The organism is Enterobacter nematophilus (assembly GCF_026344075.1).
Classification (GTDB): Bacteria; Pseudomonadota; Gammaproteobacteria; order Enterobacterales; family Enterobacteriaceae; genus Enterobacter; species Enterobacter nematophilus.
Genome location: NZ_JAPKNE010000001.1, coordinates 506,668 through 526,347, shown reverse-complemented (window position 1 = coordinate 526,347; position 19,680 = coordinate 506,668). Strand labels below are relative to the sequence as shown.

At 55.9% G+C, this 19,680-nt stretch carries 17 protein-coding genes; 5 read left to right on the top strand and 12 right to left on the bottom strand.

Annotated features, from left to right (window positions below; translation table 11 throughout):
• Positions 1-54: 54 nt before the first annotated feature.
• Both rstB and rstA read right to left on the bottom strand, forming a co-directional pair.
• Complete coding sequence (rstB, locus tag OSH03_RS02415) at positions 55-1,353, bottom strand: two-component system sensor histidine kinase RstB (RefSeq protein WP_266178172.1); 1,299 nt, start codon at positions 1,351-1,353, stop codon at positions 55-57.
• 564 nt (positions 1,354-1,917) lie between these two features.
• Positions 1,918-2,634 carry a two-component system response regulator RstA gene (rstA, locus tag OSH03_RS02405; RefSeq protein ID WP_266178171.1) on the bottom strand — a complete coding sequence of 239 codons (717 nt, stop codon included), beginning with the start codon at positions 2,632-2,634 and terminating at the stop codon, positions 1,918-1,920.
• A gap of 128 nt (positions 2,635-2,762) precedes the next feature.
• On the opposite strand from rstA, the gene OSH03_RS02400 reads away from it, so the two are divergent.
• Positions 2,763-3,098, top strand: coding sequence for a GlpM family protein (locus tag OSH03_RS02400; protein ID WP_061098395.1), 336 nt, complete (start codon positions 2,763-2,765; stop codon positions 3,096-3,098).
• Here OSH03_RS02400 and folM read toward each other — a convergent pair.
• From folM to ydgH, 3 genes are all read right to left on the bottom strand, one after another.
• A complete protein-coding gene (gene folM / locus OSH03_RS02395) occupies positions 3,095-3,817 on the bottom strand; it encodes a dihydromonapterin reductase (RefSeq protein WP_061098394.1) in 723 nt (240 codons plus the stop codon). The genes OSH03_RS02400 and folM overlap by 4 nt on opposite strands.
• A gap of 39 nt (positions 3,818-3,856) precedes the next feature.
• Positions 3,857-5,239 carry an amino acid permease gene (locus OSH03_RS02390; protein WP_266178169.1) on the bottom strand — a complete coding sequence of 461 codons (1,383 nt, stop codon included), beginning with the start codon at positions 5,237-5,239 and terminating at the stop codon, positions 3,857-3,859.
• A gap of 186 nt (positions 5,240-5,425) precedes the next feature.
• The gene (ydgH, locus tag OSH03_RS02385) at positions 5,426-6,370 is read right to left on the bottom strand and encodes a DUF1471 family protein YdgH (RefSeq protein WP_028012941.1); all 945 of its coding nucleotides are present in this window, start codon (positions 6,368-6,370) and stop codon (positions 5,426-5,428) included.
• 535 nt (positions 6,371-6,905) lie between these two features.
• On the opposite strand from ydgH, the gene pntA reads away from it, so the two are divergent.
• The 3 genes from pntA to OSH03_RS02370 all read left to right on the top strand — a co-directional run bounded on the left by pntA (position 6,906) and on the right by OSH03_RS02370 (position 11,050).
• Positions 6,906-8,435: a Re/Si-specific NAD(P)(+) transhydrogenase subunit alpha gene (gene pntA, locus OSH03_RS02380; protein ID WP_266178168.1), complete on the top strand. Its 1,530-nt coding sequence runs from the start codon at positions 6,906-6,908 to the stop codon at positions 8,433-8,435.
• Positions 8,436-8,445: 10 nt separating this feature from the next.
• Positions 8,446-9,834, top strand: coding sequence for a Re/Si-specific NAD(P)(+) transhydrogenase subunit beta (gene pntB, locus OSH03_RS02375; protein WP_013096868.1), 1,389 nt, complete (start codon positions 8,446-8,448; stop codon positions 9,832-9,834).
• 106 nt (positions 9,835-9,940) lie between these two features.
• A complete protein-coding gene (locus tag OSH03_RS02370; protein WP_151413861.1) occupies positions 9,941-11,050 on the top strand; it encodes a mechanosensitive ion channel family protein in 1,110 nt (369 codons plus the stop codon).
• A 40-nt stretch (positions 11,051-11,090) separates the two neighbouring features.
• On the opposite strand, the gene uspE is transcribed toward OSH03_RS02370, so the two are convergent.
• The 7 genes from uspE to OSH03_RS02335 form a co-directional block, all read right to left on the bottom strand.
• Complete coding sequence (gene uspE, locus OSH03_RS02365; protein ID WP_028012944.1) at positions 11,091-12,041, bottom strand: universal stress protein UspE; 951 nt, start codon at positions 12,039-12,041, stop codon at positions 11,091-11,093.
• Positions 12,042-12,150: 109 nt separating this feature from the next.
• Positions 12,151-12,333, bottom strand: coding sequence for a hypothetical protein (locus tag OSH03_RS02360; protein ID WP_014883604.1), 183 nt, complete (start codon positions 12,331-12,333; stop codon positions 12,151-12,153).
• Positions 12,334-12,479: 146 nt separating this feature from the next.
• Entirely contained in the window at positions 12,480-13,232 is a 753-nt protein-coding gene (gene fnr / locus OSH03_RS02355; RefSeq protein ID WP_006174991.1) for a fumarate/nitrate reduction transcriptional regulator Fnr, read from the bottom strand.
• Between the two features lie 183 nt (positions 13,233-13,415).
• Positions 13,416-13,931, bottom strand: a complete 516-nt coding sequence (ogt, locus tag OSH03_RS02350; RefSeq protein ID WP_028012946.1) for a methylated-DNA--[protein]-cysteine S-methyltransferase — start codon at positions 13,929-13,931, stop codon at positions 13,416-13,418.
• Between the two features lie 10 nt (positions 13,932-13,941).
• Positions 13,942-15,468 carry a p-aminobenzoyl-glutamate transporter gene (abgT, locus tag OSH03_RS02345; RefSeq protein WP_061098388.1) on the bottom strand — a complete coding sequence of 509 codons (1,527 nt, stop codon included), beginning with the start codon at positions 15,466-15,468 and terminating at the stop codon, positions 13,942-13,944.
• 46 nt (positions 15,469-15,514) lie between these two features.
• Positions 15,515-16,960 (bottom strand): M20 family metallopeptidase, encoded by a 1,446-nt coding sequence (locus OSH03_RS02340; RefSeq protein WP_266178167.1) that lies wholly within the window; start codon positions 16,958-16,960, stop codon positions 15,515-15,517.
• Positions 16,960-18,270: a M20 family metallo-hydrolase gene (locus OSH03_RS02335; protein ID WP_266178166.1), complete on the bottom strand. Its 1,311-nt coding sequence runs from the start codon at positions 18,268-18,270 to the stop codon at positions 16,960-16,962. The genes OSH03_RS02340 and OSH03_RS02335 overlap by 1 nt, the downstream gene beginning before the upstream one ends.
• A gap of 175 nt (positions 18,271-18,445) precedes the next feature.
• Here OSH03_RS02335 and OSH03_RS02330 point away from each other — a divergent pair, with 175 nt between their 5' ends.
• Positions 18,446-19,357 carry a LysR family transcriptional regulator gene (locus OSH03_RS02330; protein WP_028012950.1) on the top strand — a complete coding sequence of 304 codons (912 nt, stop codon included), beginning with the start codon at positions 18,446-18,448 and terminating at the stop codon, positions 19,355-19,357.
• Positions 19,358-19,680: the final 323 nt, after the last annotated feature.

Here is a 19,680-nt window from a genome sequence, read left to right as displayed (position 1 = left end):
AACATACTTATCATATAGCACAGCACGCCGGGTCAGGCCAGCGTGCGGTTGAGGTCAGGCAGGGACGGGAAGGGCGATGTTATGGTACACCGGCCAGCTAAAGCAGAAGCGCGCGCCGCCGAGCTCGCTCTCCTCGCAGTGCACCGTGCCGCCCATCGCCTGCGCGATAGAGTAGACAATCGCCAGCCCCAGGCCGCATCCGCCGGTGGCGCGATCGCGGCTGGGGTCGAGGCGGACAAACGGTTCAAACACGGTTTCTCGCGCTTCCGGGGCAATTCCCGGTCCGTCGTCCTCCACCGTCAGGCTGGCCCGGTTGCCCTGAAAATCCAGGCTAATCTGGAGCGTACTCTCGCTGTAGCGCATGGCGTTGTTCATCAGGTTGTCCAGCACGCGCTCCATCAGGCGCATATCGAGCGCGCCGTAGTCACCCGGCGTGACGCGCGTCAACAGCGTGCGCTGCGGGTTTACGCTCTGAACGTCATCAATATGGGTTTGCAGCCAGGCGGGCAGATCCGGCGTGGTGAGGTTCAGCTCGTTTTGCGGACGGTCGAGACGCGCGTAGGTCAGCAGCTCCTCAATCAGCGCTTCAAGCTGACCAATGTCGCGGTTAAGCGCCTGATTCTCTGCCTCGGTCAGATTCTCGCTCATCTCCAGACGGTAGCGCAGGCGAACCAGCGGCGTGCGCAGCTCGTGCGCAATCCCGTCGATCAGCTGCTTTTTACTGGCGATCAGGGCATTGATGTTATCGGCCATCTGGTTAAAGGCCACGCCCAGACGCTCAAAGCTGGAACCGCTGTCGAAGTGAATGCGTTCGGTAAAATGCCCCTCGCCAAAACGCTGCGCGGCGGATTCCAGCTTCAGCATGTCCTGCCAGTGGGGCCGCATCCAGATAAAGACCGGAAACGCGAGCGAAATGGCGATAAAGGCCATCAGCGCCATGTCCAGCAGACGCATCTGGTGCAGATAATAGAGATAGGGCACCGGCCCGACGGCCAGCACGTAATGGCTGCGCGGGATGCGCTGGATAAAGGTGTATTTCTCATCCAGCGCGACAATGTCCCCGTCGCGCAGGCGCTGCATGGCGGGCGGGTCCAAATCGAAATCTTTTAACGGCTCGATGCGTAAATCAAACGACAGGTTCAGATCGAGCTCTTTGAGGGTTTTTGCCCAGTTGTGGGGCGGGATCTCTCTCAGCTCGCTGCGCATCAGATACAGCGAGCTTTTCATCAGATCGTCCAGCGACTGCCTGCCCGCACGTTCGGCGGTGAATTTATAGACCAGCCCGACCAGCATGGTCATGACCAGGAAGCAGACAAACAGCAAAAGATAAAACTGCACAAACAGCTTTTTCATTGGATCTCACCGAAGAAACGCTTTGTGCAGAATATACATGAAAACCCGTCAATATTTTCATGTCTGTGAAGCGCGTTACATGGCCTTCGCGCTGTTTTTTACCCTGGCGATGAGTGTTTCCGTTATGGCCAGACCTTCCGCAATCTGTGGATCGATCACGGCGGTCCCAAATTCGTTAATTAAATCCAGGAGTAATTCGTAAGACTGGATAAGTTCAAGGAGGTCAATGAGCGCTTTTTGATCGGCGCGCGAGGGTGAGGAATGGCTAAACGCTGCCTAGTTAACAATCCATTCAAGATTGGTTTTGATGGCTTCTACGTCATGGTAGCTATACATATTTCATGAGCTTAAATCCTCATTTCAAGATTTTATGGGAGAGAATGTGCTGAAAAGGTGTGGGCTTATCGCCGGCCCGGTGCGGCTTAAAGGAGAGAACGTCTGAATATTTATTATGGATTAGTTCGCGCGCTTAGCAAGTTAATTGTTGCGTAAACGTGTAAATTAACGCGCGAAAGAAAGGATTTCGACGCCTGATGCCTTCATTTCGCGCACATTATCTTTTTATCAGGTTTCCCAGGCGTGCGGGGCAAACAGATAACCCTTGTTACGCACGGTTTTAATGCGGTAGGGCTCGGTGGCGTTATCCTGCAATTTTTTGCGCAGACGCGAAATCGCCACGTCAACGCTGCGATCCATTCCGTCATAGCTCACGCCACGGAGGTTTTTCAGCAGCGCGTCGCGGTCCATGATTTGTCCGGCATGCGTGGCCAGCTCCCACAGCAGGTCAAAGTCTGCGGTGGAGAGGGCGATAAGCTCGCCGGAAAGCAGGACCTGGCGGTTAACCGGGTCTATAGACAGCGTACCGAAGCGCAACGCTTTGTGCGGCGTCAGAGACGGCGCGGGCGCTTCGCGTTCAATGCTGGCGTGCTGGCGCAAATGCAGGCGCAGGCGGGCCAGCAGGACGGCAGGCGGTGTGGTTTTCAGAATGTAATCATTGGCGCCCATTTCCAGCGACAAAATATGGTTCATATCGCTGTCCAGGGAGGTAAGCAGAACGATAGGGCCGTCCCAGCGGGCGCGCAGGTCCCGGCAGAGCGTCATGCCGTCTTTGCCTGGCAGCATGATGTCCAGCAGCACCAAATCCGGGTTTTCACGGACGACCACCTCTTCGGCACGATCGCCGCGAGGCTCAACAATGACGTCCATATCATGTTTATCCAGATAGGCGGCGATCAATTGCCCGACTTCGGGTTCGTCTTCAACATATACAATCTTATTCATACAGCGTCTGTTTTCGTGAAAAAAGCCAAAATACACCGCGGAACCTTAACCTTCCATTAATCTTTCAAAATTAACGCCGCTTCCGTTATTCTGGCTTCTGGTGTTACTTGATTGTTATAGGGAAAAATATGGGGCTGGTGATTAAAGCCGCGCTGGGGGCGCTGGTGGTGTTACTGATTGGCATTCTGGCAAAAACCAAAAACTACTATATTGCCGGGCTGATCCCGCTGTTCCCGACCTTTGCGCTGATTGCCCACTATATTGTGGCCTCTGAACGGGGTATGGAGGCGTTACGTACGACCATTGTGTTTGGCATGTGGTCGATCGTTCCCTATTTTCTCTACCTGCTTTCCCTGTGGTATTTCACCGGTTTTCTGCGGCTTCCCCTGGCGCTGGGCGGGGCAGTGGTCTGCTGGGGGCTCAGCGCCTGGGTGTTAATATTCTTCTGGAGCCGCTTTCACTAGCGCAGCGGGCGGCCGCCGTCCACGGCAAAGGTTCTGCCGGTGACATAGCAACTGGTGAGGAGGTAATCCACAAGGTCGATTACCTCTTTCTCGCCTGGGGCAATTTTCATCAGCGACTTATTCAACGCCTGCTGGCGATATTCCGCATCATCGTTTTCGTTAAACAAAATCATCGCCGGGGCGATGGCGTTCACCTTTACCTCGGGCGCGAGCTTGCGGGCAAAGGAGCGCGTCATGTTATCCAGAGCGGCTTTGCTGGCCGCATAGGCGATATGCTTGTCGCTCCCGCGCTCCACCACATAATCGGTAAAGTGAATAATGTCGCCCGCCGCATGCCCGTGGCCGCGCAGCAGATCCTGCAGCGCGTGGTTGAGCAGATAAGGGGCGTTAACGTGGATCTGCAGCATGGCGGAGAGCGTATCGCTGAGGGACGTGCCGGGCTTCTCGGCACACCAGGCGCTGGCGTTATGGATCACGGCGCGCAACCCCGTCGCGGTGGATTTAACCTGTTCGGCAAAGGCCAGAATGCCTTCGTCGGTGGAAAAATCAGCCTGAATGCAGACCGCTCCGGCTTTGCGCAGCCCCTCAATCGACGGGTATTCCGTACGGTAGCTGACAATGACCGGATGGCGAAGGTTGAGAAAGTGATGGGCGAGGGCGAGGCCGATACGGCGGCCTCCACCGGTGATCAGTATTGGGCGAAGCGGTGCATTTCCCATCGTATTCTCCTTTACAGTTCAACAATGGGAAAGACAGTGCTATCCCATTAACATCCAGGTTGCCGGTACGGCAGCAACCAGTAACAGCCCGATTAAGGCCATTTCACGGCGTTTCAGCGCGTTCTCCAACTGATGCGTGCGGCGGGCGTAGATAAACACCAGCAGGCCCGGCGCATACAGCACTACCGACAGCAGCAGATGCATCGGCCCGGAAGCATACAACAACCACAGACCGTAAATACAGGCCCCTACGCCCACAACATAGTGCGCCGGACGCGTGGCGATTTTTAACAAATACGCACCCACTAAGAAATAGGGTACCAGAATCATCTCCGAGGCGATGGTCAACAGGGTGTTATAGTCTGAACCTGTGAGCCAGATCAGCACCAGACAGACCTGAACGCTGATGTTGGTCAGCCAGAGTGAGGCAGATGGCGCATTATTTTGGTTTTGACGGGCAAACAGGCGTGGAAACGCCTTGTGCGTCGCGGCCAGGAACGGCACTTCAGCCGCCATGATGGTCCAGCTCAGGTAAGCGCCGCAGACGGAGACAATCAGCCCTGCGGCAATCACCACGTCGCCCCACGGGCCGAGCATTTTCACCATCAGGCCTGCCATGGACGGGTTACGCATTTCGGCCAGTTCAGGACGCGCCACCACGCCCAGCGACAGCAGGGTCACCAGCAGATACACGCCCAGCGCTGCCAGGACGGCCAGCAGCGTGGCGCGGCCCACATCGCGCTTATTACGCGCGCGGGCAGAAACCACGACGGCACCCTCAACGCCGATAAACACCCACAGGGTAATCAGCATCGTGTTTTTCACCTGCTCCCAGACCGGAACGCCCAGCGCAATGCCGCTGAAATCAAGCGAAAACACGTCGAGACGGAACGCGATAAAGGCCAGCACGATAAACAGGCCAAGCGGCACCAGCTTCGCCAGCGTCGCCACCAGGTTGATGCTGGCGGCGGTCTGAACACCGCGCAAAATCAGCCAGTGTACAATCCACAGCAGCATCGAAGCGCCGACGATGGACTGCCAGGTATTGCCGTCGCCAAACAGGCGCAGCTCAGGGGTATCGGTAAAGAAACTGAGCGCCGAGAAGACAATCACCAGATAAGAGACGTTGGCGATGACCGCGCACAGCCAGTAGCCCCAGGCGGAGCAGAAGCCAATCAGCTCGCCGAAACCTTCACGTGCATAGGTGAAAATTCCGCCGTCCAGATCCGGGCGAACGCGGGTCAGCAGCAGCATGGCGAACGCCAGCAGTAATATCCCGACACCGGTAATGCCCCAGCCAATGAGCAGGGCGGCCGGGCTTGCGACGGCCGCCATGTTCTGCGGTAAACTGAATACGCCCGCACCCAGCATTGAGCTTAAAACGAGTGCAGTCAGAGCACTCAGGCCAAGTTTCTTTTCCATTGGCTTCCTGTTATGAAAAGTCCCAATCCAGAATAATTATTTCGCTAAGGCGCATAAAAATGGTGGATCACACTAAGGCGCGGGATTTTACGGAGTGTAACGAGAGCATGCAATGATGTGTGGCAGAAATTCGAAAAAAGTAACAAAAAAAGGCGGCATTGCGCCGCCTTTCGTCAACGGTTTTTGTTACTTGTACAGATCGGCGCTGATGGTCACGTTGTTACCACGTTCCTGCCACTGGCGGGTGATGTGGTAATACTTCGCCCCTTTCTTCGCCGCACGCTTCGCGACCTGGTAAGAGACTTCAGTCATATTGCCATAGTTGCCGGTAAACTTGATGCTGTCGAACGGCACCATCTGCGCGGCAGTGGCTTTGTTCAGCTCTTCAATTTTGGTGCCGTCCGGCAGCGTCACGGAGTAACGGCCACCTTTCGTGGACTGCGTTTCAAAGAAACGGCCCACTTCAGCGCTTGGCGCCGCGGAGGTCGCTACGCCTGGAATTTCAACTTTCTTCGCTTCTTCGCCGCCTTTGGCTATCGCCGCGCGACCCGCTTCAGAATCCGCAGGGATGGCATCCGGGCTCTGCAGAACGCGTTTTTTCGCATCTTCTTTGTAGATGAATGCGGTAATGCGCTGATTGCCGCCCTGGTTAGCATCCACCTGACGCACGATATAGAAAGAGTAGGCACCTTTCTCTTTCGCGGCTTTGGTGATGGCATCGTTCACTTCAGGCTGGCTGCGATAGAAGCCCTGAACGGTAACGGTGTCGTAAGGTTCCAGCTCAATGGCCTGATCTTTCGGCAGCTCAACGATACCGTTGATTACGCGGTTTTTCGGCGCGTCAGCCTTTGGTGCATTATCTTTATACAGCGCAATGGTCACGCGCTGGTTACCGCTGTTGCCGTAATCGGACTGGTCAACAACGTAAAAGGAGGCCGCCCCGTTTTTATCCGCGGCTTTTGATGCGGCGGCGACGGCATCGCCAATAGAATTATAACGACCCACAATGACCGTATGGTCAAAAGGTTTTAACGCTGCCGCTTGCTCCGGCGTTAACTCTGTTGCGGCATTCGCAGACAGGGCGGTCGCACAAAGAAGTGCGGACGCCAGGAGTGTGTTCTTAAGCTTCATAAAAATAATCCTTCGCCTTGCGCAAACCATGTACTGGTGTTGTTGTTAATTTGAGACGGTCCCGATTATGGCATTTAAAACCCGTCGCTGTCTGCGCCATTTTTCACTGCCTGTGCTCACTGAATTACCGAATTCGATAACATTTAGTGATATGTTGAAAAAACAGGCGTTTGACAAGCAAAACTGATAAAGCATATGACTTTTACAAGTTAATTTAATGTTAATAACTTGTTCTCTTATGGCGCTATATCATGTTTTTACCGCTTCGCTTGCGCTATTTATCGGTTCTGGCGATGAATTTAAGGTAAATATCACTGTCAGTGACGCCGATCGCTTATTTTTCGCAGATAAAGTAAGAAATAGTGTTTTCTGGCGGTAGATCACAAGCGCTATTTTCAGTAGGTTATAGACAGTTTGTTACTGTTTTATTTTGCGGGGTTACTCATTTCTCGTCGCTATCAAGCTGGCGAAAATTGATACAAACCGCAGGCATTTATCGACAAACCATCATCAAAAACCGATGGAAGGGAAAACTATGCGTATTGGGGTACCAAAAGAACGGTTAGCCAATGAAACCCGCGTAGCGGCAACACCGAAAACGGTGGAGCAACTGCTTAAGCTGGGTTTTACCGTCGCGGTTGAAAGCGGCGCAGGCAAGCTGGCGAGTTTCGATGACGACGCCTTTATTCAGGCTGGCGCGGAAGTGGTGGACGGTGCTGAAGTCTGGCAGTCGCCCGTGATTCTGAAGGTCAACGCGCCGGAAGAGAGTGAGATTGCGCTGCTGAATCCAGGCACCACGCTGGTGAGCTTCGTCTGGCCTGCGCAAAATCCTGAACTGATGGAGAAGCTGGCGGCCCGTGGCGTGACCGTGATGGCGATGGACTCCGTGCCGCGTATTTCGCGCGCGCAGTCGCTGGATGCGCTGAGCTCCATGGCAAACATTGCTGGCTACCGCGCCATTGTTGAAGCCGCCCACGAATTTGGACGCTTCTTTACCGGCCAGATCACCGCGGCGGGGAAAGTCCCACCGGCGAAAGTGATGGTGATTGGCGCGGGTGTGGCGGGTCTTGCCGCAATCGGTGCGGCAAACAGCCTGGGCGCTATCGTGCGCGCGTTCGACACCCGTCCCGAAGTGAAGGAACAGGTTCAGAGCATGGGTGCCGAATTCCTTGAGCTGGACTTTAAGGAAGAAGCGGGCAGCGGTGATGGTTACGCGAAAGTGATGTCCGAAGCCTTTATCAAAGCCGAAATGGAACTCTTCGCCGCGCAGGCGAAAGACGTCGACATTATTGTTACTACCGCGCTTATTCCGGGTAAACCCGCGCCGAAGCTGATCACCCGCGAAATGGTCGACTCCATGAAGCCGGGCAGCGTGATTGTCGACCTGGCGGCACAAAACGGCGGTAACTGCGAGTATACCGTTGCCAATCAGGTGACCACGACCGCTAACGGCGTGAAGGTGATCGGCTATACCGACCTGCCTGGCCGCCTGCCAACCCAGTCGTCTCAGCTGTACGGCACCAACCTGGTTAACCTGCTGAAGCTGCTCTGCAAAGAGAAAGACGGCAACATCACCGTCGATTTTGACGATGTGGTGGTGCGCGGGGTTACCGTGGTGCGCGAAGGTGAAATTACCTGGCCTGCGCCGCCTATTCAGGTTTCAGCCCAGCCTCAGGCTGCGCCGAAAGCGGCACCAGAGCCAAAAGAACCGGCTAAACCGTCTTCTCCGTGGCGCAAATACGCCATCATGGCGCTGGTCATTATTCTGTTCGGCTGGCTGGCTGACGTCGCGCCGAAAGAGTTCCTCGGCCACTTTACCGTCTTCGCACTCTCTTGCGTTGTGGGTTACTACGTGGTGTGGAACGTTTCCCATGCGCTGCACACGCCGCTGATGTCGGTCACCAACGCTATCTCCGGGATCATCGTGGTGGGGGCGTTGCTGCAGATTGGGCACGGCGGCTGGATCAGCTTCCTGAGCTTTATCGCGGTGCTGATCGCCAGTATCAATATTTTCGGTGGTTTCACCGTGACTCAGCGCATGCTGAAAATGTTTCGTAAAGGCTAAGGGGTAGCATATGTCTGGAGGATTAGTTACAGCCGCATACATTGTTGCTGCAATCCTGTTTATTTTCAGTCTGGCGGGACTTTCCAAACACGAAACGTCTCAGCAGGGAAATAACTTTGGTATCGCCGGGATGGCGATTGCGCTGATTGCCACCATCTTCGGGCCGGATACCGGCAACGTGGCGTGGATCCTGGTAGCGATGATCATCGGCGGCGCGATTGGTATTCGCCTCGCGAAGCGCGTTGAAATGACCGAGATGCCGGAGCTGGTGGCGATTCTGCACAGCTTCGTGGGTCTGGCGGCGGTGCTGGTGGGCTTCAACAGCTACCTGTATCATGAACCGGGCATGGAGCCGATTCTGGTCAACATTCACCTGACCGAAGTGTTCCTCGGCATCTTCATCGGTGCTGTGACCTTCACCGGTTCTATCGTGGCGTTCGGCAAGCTGCGCGGTAAGATCTCTTCTAAACCGCTGATGCTGCCTAACCGTCACAAGCTGAACCTGGCGGCGCTGGTGGTGTCGTTTGTGCTGCTGGTGGTCTTCGTGCGTACCGAAAGCGTGGGCCTGCAGGTACTGGCGCTGCTGGTGATGACCATCATCGCGCTGGCGTTTGGCTGGCATCTGGTGGCATCCATCGGCGGTGCGGATATGCCGGTGGTTGTCTCGATGCTGAACTCCTACTCCGGTTGGGCAGCGGCGGCGGCAGGCTTTATGCTGAGCAACGACCTGCTGATCGTCACCGGTGCGCTGGTCGGTTCTTCCGGTGCCATCCTGTCTTACATCATGTGTAAGGCGATGAACCGTTCGTTCATCAGCGTTATCGCCGGCGGCTTCGGTTCTGACGGTTCTTCTACCGGCTCTGACGAAGAAGTGGGCGAGCACCGTGAGATAAGCGCGGAAGACACGGCAGAGATGCTGAAAAACTCGCATTCTGTGATCATCACCCCGGGCTACGGCATGGCGGTGGCGCAGGCGCAGTATCCGGTGGCGGAAATCACCGAGAAGCTGCGCGCGCGCGGTATCAAGGTGCGCTTTGGTATCCACCCGGTGGCGGGGCGTCTGCCTGGACACATGAACGTGCTGCTGGCGGAAGCGAAGGTGCCATACGACATCGTGCTGGAGATGGACGAGATCAACGATGATTTCGCCGACACCGACACCGTGCTGGTTATTGGCGCTAACGACACCGTTAACCCGGCGGCGCAGGACGATCCGCGTAGCCCAATCGCCGGGATGCCGGTTCTGGAAGTGTGGAAGGCGCAGAACGTCATTGTCTTCAAACGCTCCATGAACACCGGCTATGCTGGCGTGCAGAACCCGCTGTTCTTCAAAGAGAATACCCACATGCTGTTTGGCGACGCCAAGGCCAGCGTGGATGCGATTCTGAAAGCGCTGTAATTCGCTTTCTCCTGTCAAACCGCCCTTCGGGGCGGTTTTCCTATTTCTGCGGTCAGCTTTTCTCCTCTGTCTATACTTTACCCTTTGTGTAATACGAGGAGGTGTAATGCAATTTCTGTCCCGCTTCGACATCATCGCGCTGATGATGACGCCAACGTTCTGGATAGGCGCCGCCACGGTTGTCTTTGTGACGCTGCTGGTGTACTGGCTGCTGACGCGCCTGATCGCGTTCGTTAAGAAAGGCATCACCACCTGGGGCGACAAGCACCCAACCACCAACCGGATGCGCTTTATCCTGACCGATATGCTTAACCGCACCAGCCGCTTCCTGCTGTTTGTGGTGGCGCTGCTCTTCAGCCTGCGCTTCGTTGACTTACCCGATCATCTTTTTAGCACCGTCAGCCACGCCTGGTTCCTTGTCTTCGCCATCCAGGTGGCGCTGTGGATGGATCAGGGGGTGGTGTCGTGGCTTCGTCACGTCATGCTGGCACCGGGAAGCCATAAAAACCCGGTTACGCTGGTGATCACGGGGCTTATTCTCCGTGCCATCGTCTGGTCAGTGATGCTGCTGTCTATCCTTGCTAACGCGGGCGTCAACATCACTGCTCTGGTTGCCAGCCTTGGGGTAGGGGGTATTGCCATCGCCCTCGCCGTACAAACGATCCTCAGCGACGTGTTTGCCTCACTCTCTATCGGCTTTGATAAGCCGTTTGAAATTGGCGATTTCGTGGTGTTCAACGACGTGGCGGGGACGGTAGAGCACATTGGCCTGAAAACGACCCGTATCCGCAGCCTGAGCGGGGAGCAGATCGTCTGCGGCAACGCCATTTTGCTTCAGCAGACGCTTCACAACTACAAGCGCATGCAGACGCGCCGCATCGTCTTCACCTTTGGCGTTGCCAGCGACACGCCGCCCGATAAGCTGCGCTACGTAGGGGATATGGTCAGGCAGATCATCACCGATGTCGGTGAGACTAAATTCGATCGCGCCCATTTTCTGGGATTCGACCGCGACCGCCTGACGTTTGAAGTCGTCCATATTGTTAATACCGCGGATTACAACAAATACATGGACATCCAGCAGGAGATCAATATCCGTATTCTTGAAGGGCTAAACGCCCAGGAGATTAAGCTGGCGCTGCCCAGCATGGTATTGCACGCGCCGTGGATGCAGGAGGAGTCAGGTGAACAGCCGAAGCCGGTAATGGAGAGCTGATGAGAAAAGCCCGCCGGAGAGGCGGGCTTTGATGCTTGCGCTAATCGTCTTCCGGGTCGTCCAGCTCAATCGGCGTCTGATACTCATCCGGCTTGATGACCAGCAGGTCACAGCGCAGATGGTCGATCACCTGTTCGGCAGTGTTGCCGAGGAAGGCGGCAGAAATACCGGTCCGGCCAATGGTCCCCAGGACCACAATCCCGGCCTGCAGATGCTCGGCTAAATCGGGGATCACCTCTTCAGGCAAACCTTTTTCCACGTGCGTCATGTTCTCGTCAATGCTGAACTTCTGGCGCAGCGCTTTCATCGCCAGCAGGTGCTGACCGCGGATCGCGTCGTTATAGACGCTAGGGTCAAATTCCGGCAGCTCAATGGCGATATTGATCGGGGTAACCGGATAGGCGCCCACCAGGTGCACTTCGGTATGGTTAACCTGATCGGCAAGCTGGATGGTCTCCTTCACCAGCTTCTCGTTAAGCGAATTGTGGTAATCCTCTTCGCTCGCGAGATTCACCGCCACAACGGCTTTCCCGCCTTCAGGCCACGGCTGGTCTTTCACCATCCAGACCGGGCAAGGGCATTTGCGCAGCAGATGCCAGTCGGTCGGGGTGAAGATCACGGACTCCAGCTTGTCGTGCTGGTGCGCCATCTTCAGCAGCAGGTCGTGCCCACCGGCAACAACTTCCTGGATAATGGCTTCAAAAGGTCGGTTATGCCAGACCACTTTAATATCAATAGGCACACCCGCTTCCAGGTAATACTTCGCCTGTTCACGGATCCACGCGGTACGCTGGCTGATGACGCCCTGACGCATAGCGGTGCGCTCGTCAGGCGACAGAAGGGTGGTCATCTCATACGAGAAGTCATAGATCGGCAAAAACGCTTTGATTTTGCCACCAATCCGTTGATGTAAATACACAGCGCGTCGTAATGCCGGCTGATCGTCCTGATTCGGATCGATAGCTACCAGCATGTTTTGATACTTAGCCATACAGGTCTCCTTACTACTGTCACCACAGTCTGTAATTAAAAGAGTAACCTATATATCCTGAATGAAACAGAGGAGAGCTTTTGCCAGATCAATAATTCATGAAAATTTATCAGAGGAAAAGCACGGTGGTTGTCACCGCGATAAACGCAATGAACAGCAGCACCATCACCGCTATCGCAAAGGTCGTGGAATCCTGAACGTAGGTTTTTTCCTCCCCCTTCATCGGGCCGACCAGCATTATCCAGATGAAGATAAAGGTCACTGAGGCAATCACGACTGAAACGAAAAACAAACTTTCTCTCAATTCATAACCTCAACGACAACCTTTCAGGCGCTGTGTGGGGACGAGCTACGGTGAAAATGTCTTAAAGCGGAAGCGATTATACCAGACCAATAAATCACATGAATTTATCAGTCTGGTTATCAACATGCGGAGAGTTACGCCACGTTACGGGCGTGTCCGGCAAGAACGGCCAGCGCTTCGCCGTTTTCGATAGTGATGTATTTACCCTTAACGGCCAGCATTCCGCTCTTCTGGAAACGGCCCAGCAGACGGCTGATGGTTTCAACGGTCAGGCCCAGGTAGTTACCGATATCGCCACGGGTCATGGTCAGACGGAACTCACGCGGCGAGAAACCGCGTTCGGCGAAGCGGCGGGAGAGGTTATAGATAAACGCGGCCAGGCGCTCTTCTGCATTCTTTTTGGAAAGCAGCAGGATCATGTCCTGGTCGCCTTTGATCTCACCGCTCATCAGACGCATCATCTGCTGACGCAGGTTAGGCATCTTGCCGGACAGATCGTCCAGGGTTTCAAACGGGATTTCGCAAACCATAGAGGTTTCGAGTGCCTGAGCAAAGCTCGGGTGGTGGCCAGTGCCGATGGCATCAAAGCCCACCAGATCGCCTGCCAGATGGAAGCCGGTGATCTGCTCATCACCCTGTTCGGTGATGGTGTAGCTCTTGATGGTGCCAGAGCGGATAGCATAGAGCGATTTCAGTTCGTCTCCCGCTTTAAACAGCGTCTGCCCTTTCTGAATAGGCTTTTTGCGCTCGATAATGTTATCAAGCTGATCGAGTTCATGCTCATTCAGGGTAAACGGGATACAGAGCTGGCTGATGCTGCAATCCTGGCAATGGATAGCACAACCGCCAGACTGAATGCGTCGTATAATTCGCTTTTCCGGGATCATAGGTTTGCTCAAGCCTTAATTGATATTGGTCAATTTTAACATCTTTTTGGTAAGTACGTAAGCCTGACAAACCCTCAATAAGGACAAGAGACGGCAACGTGTTGCCATCTTCTTGAAATTCCACAGCTTGATTATGGATTTTTAGCCTAACCGGTAGAAAATTAAGCACTAAAAGCCTGGGATCTACAGCAAGAGATACCCTTCGTGACGCAGTAACCACTCCTTGCGCTGCACCCCGCCGGCATAGCCGGTCATGGTGCCGTTGCGGCCAATGACCCGATGGCAGGGCACCACAATGCTGACCGGATTAGAGCCATTGGCGGCACCCACCGCGCGTGCGGCGCCTGCGCGGCCTAGCTGCTCCGCGAGCTGGCCGTAATGCATGACCTGCCCGCACGGTATCGACCGCAGCGCCTGCCACACTTCGCGCTGAAAAGGGGTACCTGCCGTGGCGGTCGGCAGAGTGTCAATGATGCTGAGATCGCCTTCAAAATACGCCGCAAGCTTGTCGCTCAGCCCGCCCGGGTTGGTGGCGCTGATGCGTTCATAACCCTGTGCGCGGTAATGAATATCAAGCAGTTCCTCCATGCGATCGCTGTGCTCTTCCCACTCAACGGCGCGCAGGCAGAACTGCTCGTCAGCGATCACCCACAGCGGCCCGAGCGGCGTCGCAATTTTATCTTCGAGTAATCTCAGCATTTTCAATCCTTTAGTTCAGCCTCGGGTATATCCCCGGCCCAATCGGCAGGCCGACAAGATACCATGCCACCAGCATCACCAGCCATACCCCTAAAAAGATAAGCGGGTAGGGTAAAACCAGCGAATAGTAGGTACCCAGTCTGGCCTCGGGCTTATAGCGCTGCAGGAAGCCTAAAAACAGCGGAACGAAAGGTGAGACGGGCGCCAGCGGGATCACCGAGGAGTCCGCGATGCGGAACAGGATCTGGGCAAACGCCGGGTGGAACCCGAGCATCATAAACATCGGCACGAAGATCGGCGCCAGAATTGACCAGATGGCGGAGCCGCTGGCAATAAACATGCACAGCAGGGATGACAGCAGCGCCAGCCCGACAAACGCCGGTACGCCGCTTAGCCCGGCAGCCTCCAGCGCATCGGTCAGGCCTACGGCCATAAACTTGCCCATGTTGCTCCAGTTAAACATCGCCACAAACTGCGCCAGCGGGAACACCATCACGATAAAGCCCGCCATCTCTTTCATCGGCTCGATCATCAGCTGCGGCAGATCGCCCTGCCGGCGGATTTTGCCGGTCGCGATACCGTAGGCGAGCGAAACGACAAAGAAGAAGAGAATAATCAGCGGCACGATGCCCTGAATAAACGGCGACGGCAGGACGGTATGCTTTACCGGATCGCGCAGTATGCCGTTTTCCGGCACCACCATCAGCGCCACCAGCGCGATAAACGCCAGCGAGACAATCCCGGCAACGCGCAGGCCGAAGCGCTGTTCTTTACTCAGCGTCTCCAGCTTTTCATCGCTACGGCCTTCCCATTTGCCCAGACGCGGCTCGATGATTTTATCGGTAATCAGCCCGCCGACAATCGTCAGGACGATCACCGAGCTCGCCATAAAGTACCAGTTGTCGATCACGCTGACGTGCATGGCCGCATCAATGGTCTTCGCCGCCTCCGTGCTGATGCCCGAGAGCAGGACGTCGGTGGTGACGATCAGCAGGTTGGCGGTAAACCCGCAGCCCACGCCCGCAATGGCCGACAGCAGACCCGCCACGGGATGACGCCCGACGGCGAGGAAGATCAGCGCCCCCATCGGCGGCATAATCACCAGCGCGGCGTCGGACGAAATGTGGCTGAAGAAGGCGATAAACAGCACCATGTAGCTGGCGTAGCGCGCGCTGACGTGGGACGCCATTTTCACCATCAGCGCGGGCAGCAAGCCCACGCGTTCCGCCAGACCGGCTCCCAGCACCAGCGCCAGAATGGCACCCAGCGGGGCGAAACCGCTGAAGTTTTTGATGACGTTCGGTAAAAACCAGTGCAGCCCGTCAACGCTGAGCAGGTTTTTCACCGCCACCAGGCTGCCGTCGGCCGGGCTACGCACGCTGACGTCAAAGGCGGAGAGCACGGCGGTGGCGACCATTAAAATCACTATCAGATAGATAAACAGCAGGAAAGGGTGCGGTACTTTATTGCCGATCCTTTCAACCCAGCCATAGAGCTTACCGGATGGGGAATGCGAAGGTATGGATGACATACTCATGGGCGTTCCTCGGGAGTGTTGTGTTGTTGTGTTGTGTTGTGTTTTTTTATTTTAAAGGTGACGGTGTCACGCCCCGTGGGATCGGACACGCGTACGGTTTTTCTTCTATTTGTTGTTCGAACTCTTCACGACATGTTTTTAGCAGCGCTGCGTCCTGCAGCAGATTGAGCGCGGTGGCACCCATCACTTTCCCGGCCAGCAGCATGCCTTTGTGGGCAATGGAGGTTCGTCCCTGCGCCACCAGCTGCCAGGTGTGCAGCGGCGTCCCGACGGTAAAGCAGGGGCTGAAGCACTGGGCGACCGGCATTTTCCAGCTGACGTCACCCACGTCCGTTGAACCCGCCAGCACGTTATCCGTGATGGCATAGGGCGCGACTTCATCCACCAGCAGCGTCTCCTGATGGCGGCGGGCAAAGGCTTTGCCTGCGTCTCCCCCCGTTGCGGCAATGTTTTTCAGGCTGTTCTGCAGATCGTTTGGCGTCAGCGTGGCGCGGATTTCGCGGGCAAAGTCGCGCTCTTCATCGGTCCACTCCGGCGTGCCGTAGTGCTGCAACGCGCGGTACATCGCAGCCTCGAGCGTGCGGTTCGGCAGGTAGCTGGAGCAGGCCTTATCAAAGCGGCACTCGACGGTGGTTTCGGTCATCATCGCCGCGCCCTGGGCGATTTTCTCGATGCGCTCGTAGATCTGCTGCGCGTCGGCCATCTCCGGGGCGCGGATAAGGTACAGCACCTCGGCCTGAGCCTGCACCACGTTGGGCGAAATTCCGCCGGTGTCGGTGATGGCGTAATGGACGCGCGCTTTCTCTATGATGTGCTCGTTAAGGAAGTTGGTGCCGGTGGTCATCAGCGTCACGGCGTCCAGCGCGCTGCGCCCTAAATGGGGCGAGTTGGCCGCATGCGCCGCCACGCCGTGAAAACGCCAGGCCGCCTGAATGTTGGCGAGCGTGCTGACGTTAAACATCCCGGCAAAGGCCTCCGGGTGCCAGGTGACGGCGGCATCAACGTCATCAAACAGACCTTCACGCACCATAAAGGTTTTCCCGGAGCCGCCTTCCTCACCGGGACAGCCGTAAAAACGCACCGTTCCGCTGCCGCCGTGCTGCTCCAGCCAGCTTTTTACCGCCACCGCGCCCGCAAGCGCCGCGGTGCCCAGCAGGTTATGCCCGCAGCCGTGGCCGTTCGCCCCCGGCGTGGCGGATTGCGCCGTCGTGCAGTGCGCCTGCTGGCTTAGCCCGGCCAGCGCGTCGTATTCGCCCAGCAGGGCAATAATCGGTTTCCCGCTGCCGAAGCTGGCGATAAACGCGTTGGGGATACCGCCTGCCTCGCGGGTCAGCGTAAAGCCCTCGGCTTCCAGCTCGTCAGCGAGCCGTCTGGAGGACCAGAACTCTTCAAAGCGGGTTTCGGGATGATCCCAAATAGCGTCGGCAATATCGGTTAGCGTCTGACATCGCGTGTCGATAGCATCGGCAATAAAAGCGTAGTTCTCCTGCATTACACACCTCGCGTCCACGGGAAATTGAGCGCAGTTCGTGCCAGCGTTTCAATGGCGACCGTCATGACCTGCTCATCGAAGTCGAATTTTTCGTTGTGATGTCCGGCGCTCAAGTCCGTGCCGAATACCATATACGACGCCATGCCGCCGTTCTGCTGCACGCGGGCCATCATCAGCGTGGCGTCTTCAGAGCCTGCCGGCGCTTTCACCTTATCGATTGCGTGCACAATTCCGGAAACCTGGCTCGCCTGTTCACGCAGGTAATCAACCCAGGCCGGCGTCGGCGCGCTGGAGGTGGCGGCGCCCATCAGGCGCATCTCCGCGCTCACGCCATAGAGCGCTGCCGCGCCGGTAATGACGGCCTGCGCGCGTTCAAAGACATACTGGTTAATGGCTTCGGTTTCACCTCGGGTTTCAACCTTGATCAGGGCATTGGCGGGCACCACGTTGCGTCCGCTACCGGCCTGCATCACCCCGACGTTGACGCGGGAAGCGCCTTCGCTGTGCGGGGCGATGCTGTGCAGGGCGAGGGCGGCCTGCGCGGCGGCAAGCAGGGCGTTACGTCCATCCTCCGGTTTGCCGCCCGCATGTGCCGCAACGCCGGTAAAGTTCACGTCGAACTTGGTGGTGGCCATAAAGTTATCGCTGCCGCAGATCGCCGTTCCGGCGGGGACGCCCGTACCAATATGGATGGCGGTAAAATAGTCCACGCCGTCCAGCGCCCCGGCGGCAACCATGGCGCGCGCGCCGCGGGTGCCTTCTTCGGCAGGCTGGAAGATCAGCTTGATGGTACCGTTGAGCTGCGCTTCGTTCTGCTTAAGCACCTTTGCCAGCCCCAGGCCAATGGTGGTGTGGCCGTCGTGCGCGCAGGCGTGCATCATTCCCGCGTTGCAGGAGGCAAAACCGTCGCGGAACGGACGATGGCTGTCGTCGAGCGCTTCGCTTAAATCCAGGGCATCCATGTCGACGCGAAACGCCAGCGTCGGGCCAGGACGGCCGGTATTCAGGGTCGCCACAATGCCGGTAAATCCGCCTTCAAACGGCGCCAGCCATTTTTCAGGCGCGCCCTGCGCGCGCGCGCGGGCAAACTCTTTTTCCAGAGTGGCGTTATCGGGCAGCCCCATACGGCTTTCGGCATCGACCACGTCGCGACCCACCGCCAGTTCGTAGCCCAGGGAGTCGAGGGTTTCCGCGACCTTTGCGGCGGTACGGAACTCTACCCAGCCGGATTCCGCAAAATGGTGAAAATCCCGACGCCATGCGCTCAGCTGGGGGGCTAATGTCTGGATGTACTGCGCCAGTGTGTCCATATCTGTTCCTGTCATCATAAAAAAATGTGAACTGCTTCACGCTGTGATAGTTTTTACTTATCACTAACCGTTTTTTCACAGTTTTAACCGTTCAGGAATTACCCTCGCACATCCCTTTCCATTAAAGTAGATGACAGTTTCTTTACTCTGATAAACAACGGTTATCGGTTGGGCTATGTCATTTCAGATTAAATTTCATCAAATCCGGGCGTTTGTTGAAGTGGCGCGTCAGGGCAGCATTCGCGGCGCCAGCCGGACGCTGAATCTCTCGCAGCCGGCGCTGACCAAATCCATCAAAGAGCTGGAGGAGGGCATGGCGGCGCAGCTTTTTGTTCGCCGGAGTAAAGGCGTTGCGCTGACCGAGTGCGGGGAAGGGTTTTACCAGCGCGCCAGGCTGATTCTGGAAGAGCTGCGCGCGGCGCAGGATGACATTCGCCAGCGGCAGGGGGATCTGGCCGGGCAGATCAATATCGGGATGGGGGCCAGCGTGTCACGCAGCCTGATGCCCGCCGTCATCACCCGTTTTCACGCCCAGCACCCGCAGGTTAAAGTGCGAATTATGGAAGGTCAGCTGGTGTCGATGATCAATGAATTACGCCAGGGCGAACTGGACTTCACCATCAACACCTATTATCAGGGGCCTTACGACCATGAGTTTACGTTTGAAAAACTCTTCGAAAAACCGTTTGCGGTATTTTGCCGGGAAGGACATCCGGCGACAGGGGCAACATCCATTAACGATCTGCTGCATTATAACTGGACAATGCCAACGCCGCGGGGAAGTTATTATAAGCAATTAGAAGATCTATTTAGCCACCGCTCGCAAATACCGCGGATTGGCGTAGTGTGCGAAACCTTTTCTTCCTGCATTAGCCTTGTCGCGCAAAGCGATTTTTTAAGTATCCTTCCGCAGGAGTTAGGCTGTGACCCGCTGCTGGCGCACCGTCTGGTCATTCTGCCGGTTGCCGAGTCGCTTCCAAAAGCCGCATATTATTTAATTCAGCGCCGGGATTCTCGCCAAACTCCGCTTGCCGAATCATTAATTACGCAATTCAGAAGGGAGGCGAGGAAAATAGTTTCAGGGTGAACGTCGCATAATAAAAAAACAGAGTCTGCCCGACATCAGACAGACCCTACAGTACACACAGCAGTGCGTCCTTTCGCAAGTCCTGGGTATTATATCCATGAGGCAGGTAAATTTAGTTATAACACCTTTCCCGAAAAATGAAAGGAAGGTGAATGATTGATTTCACGAAAATTTAACGTAAATCACTTATTTTACCGTTGCTGAGGTTTTAGTTAAGTCAGGTTTAAGTGCATTTTATAATTACTATATATATTCATCGAATTAATACTTAACTCGTGCCTCACCTTCTAAGGGTTATTGAGACACCTGTCTGGCGCAGGTAT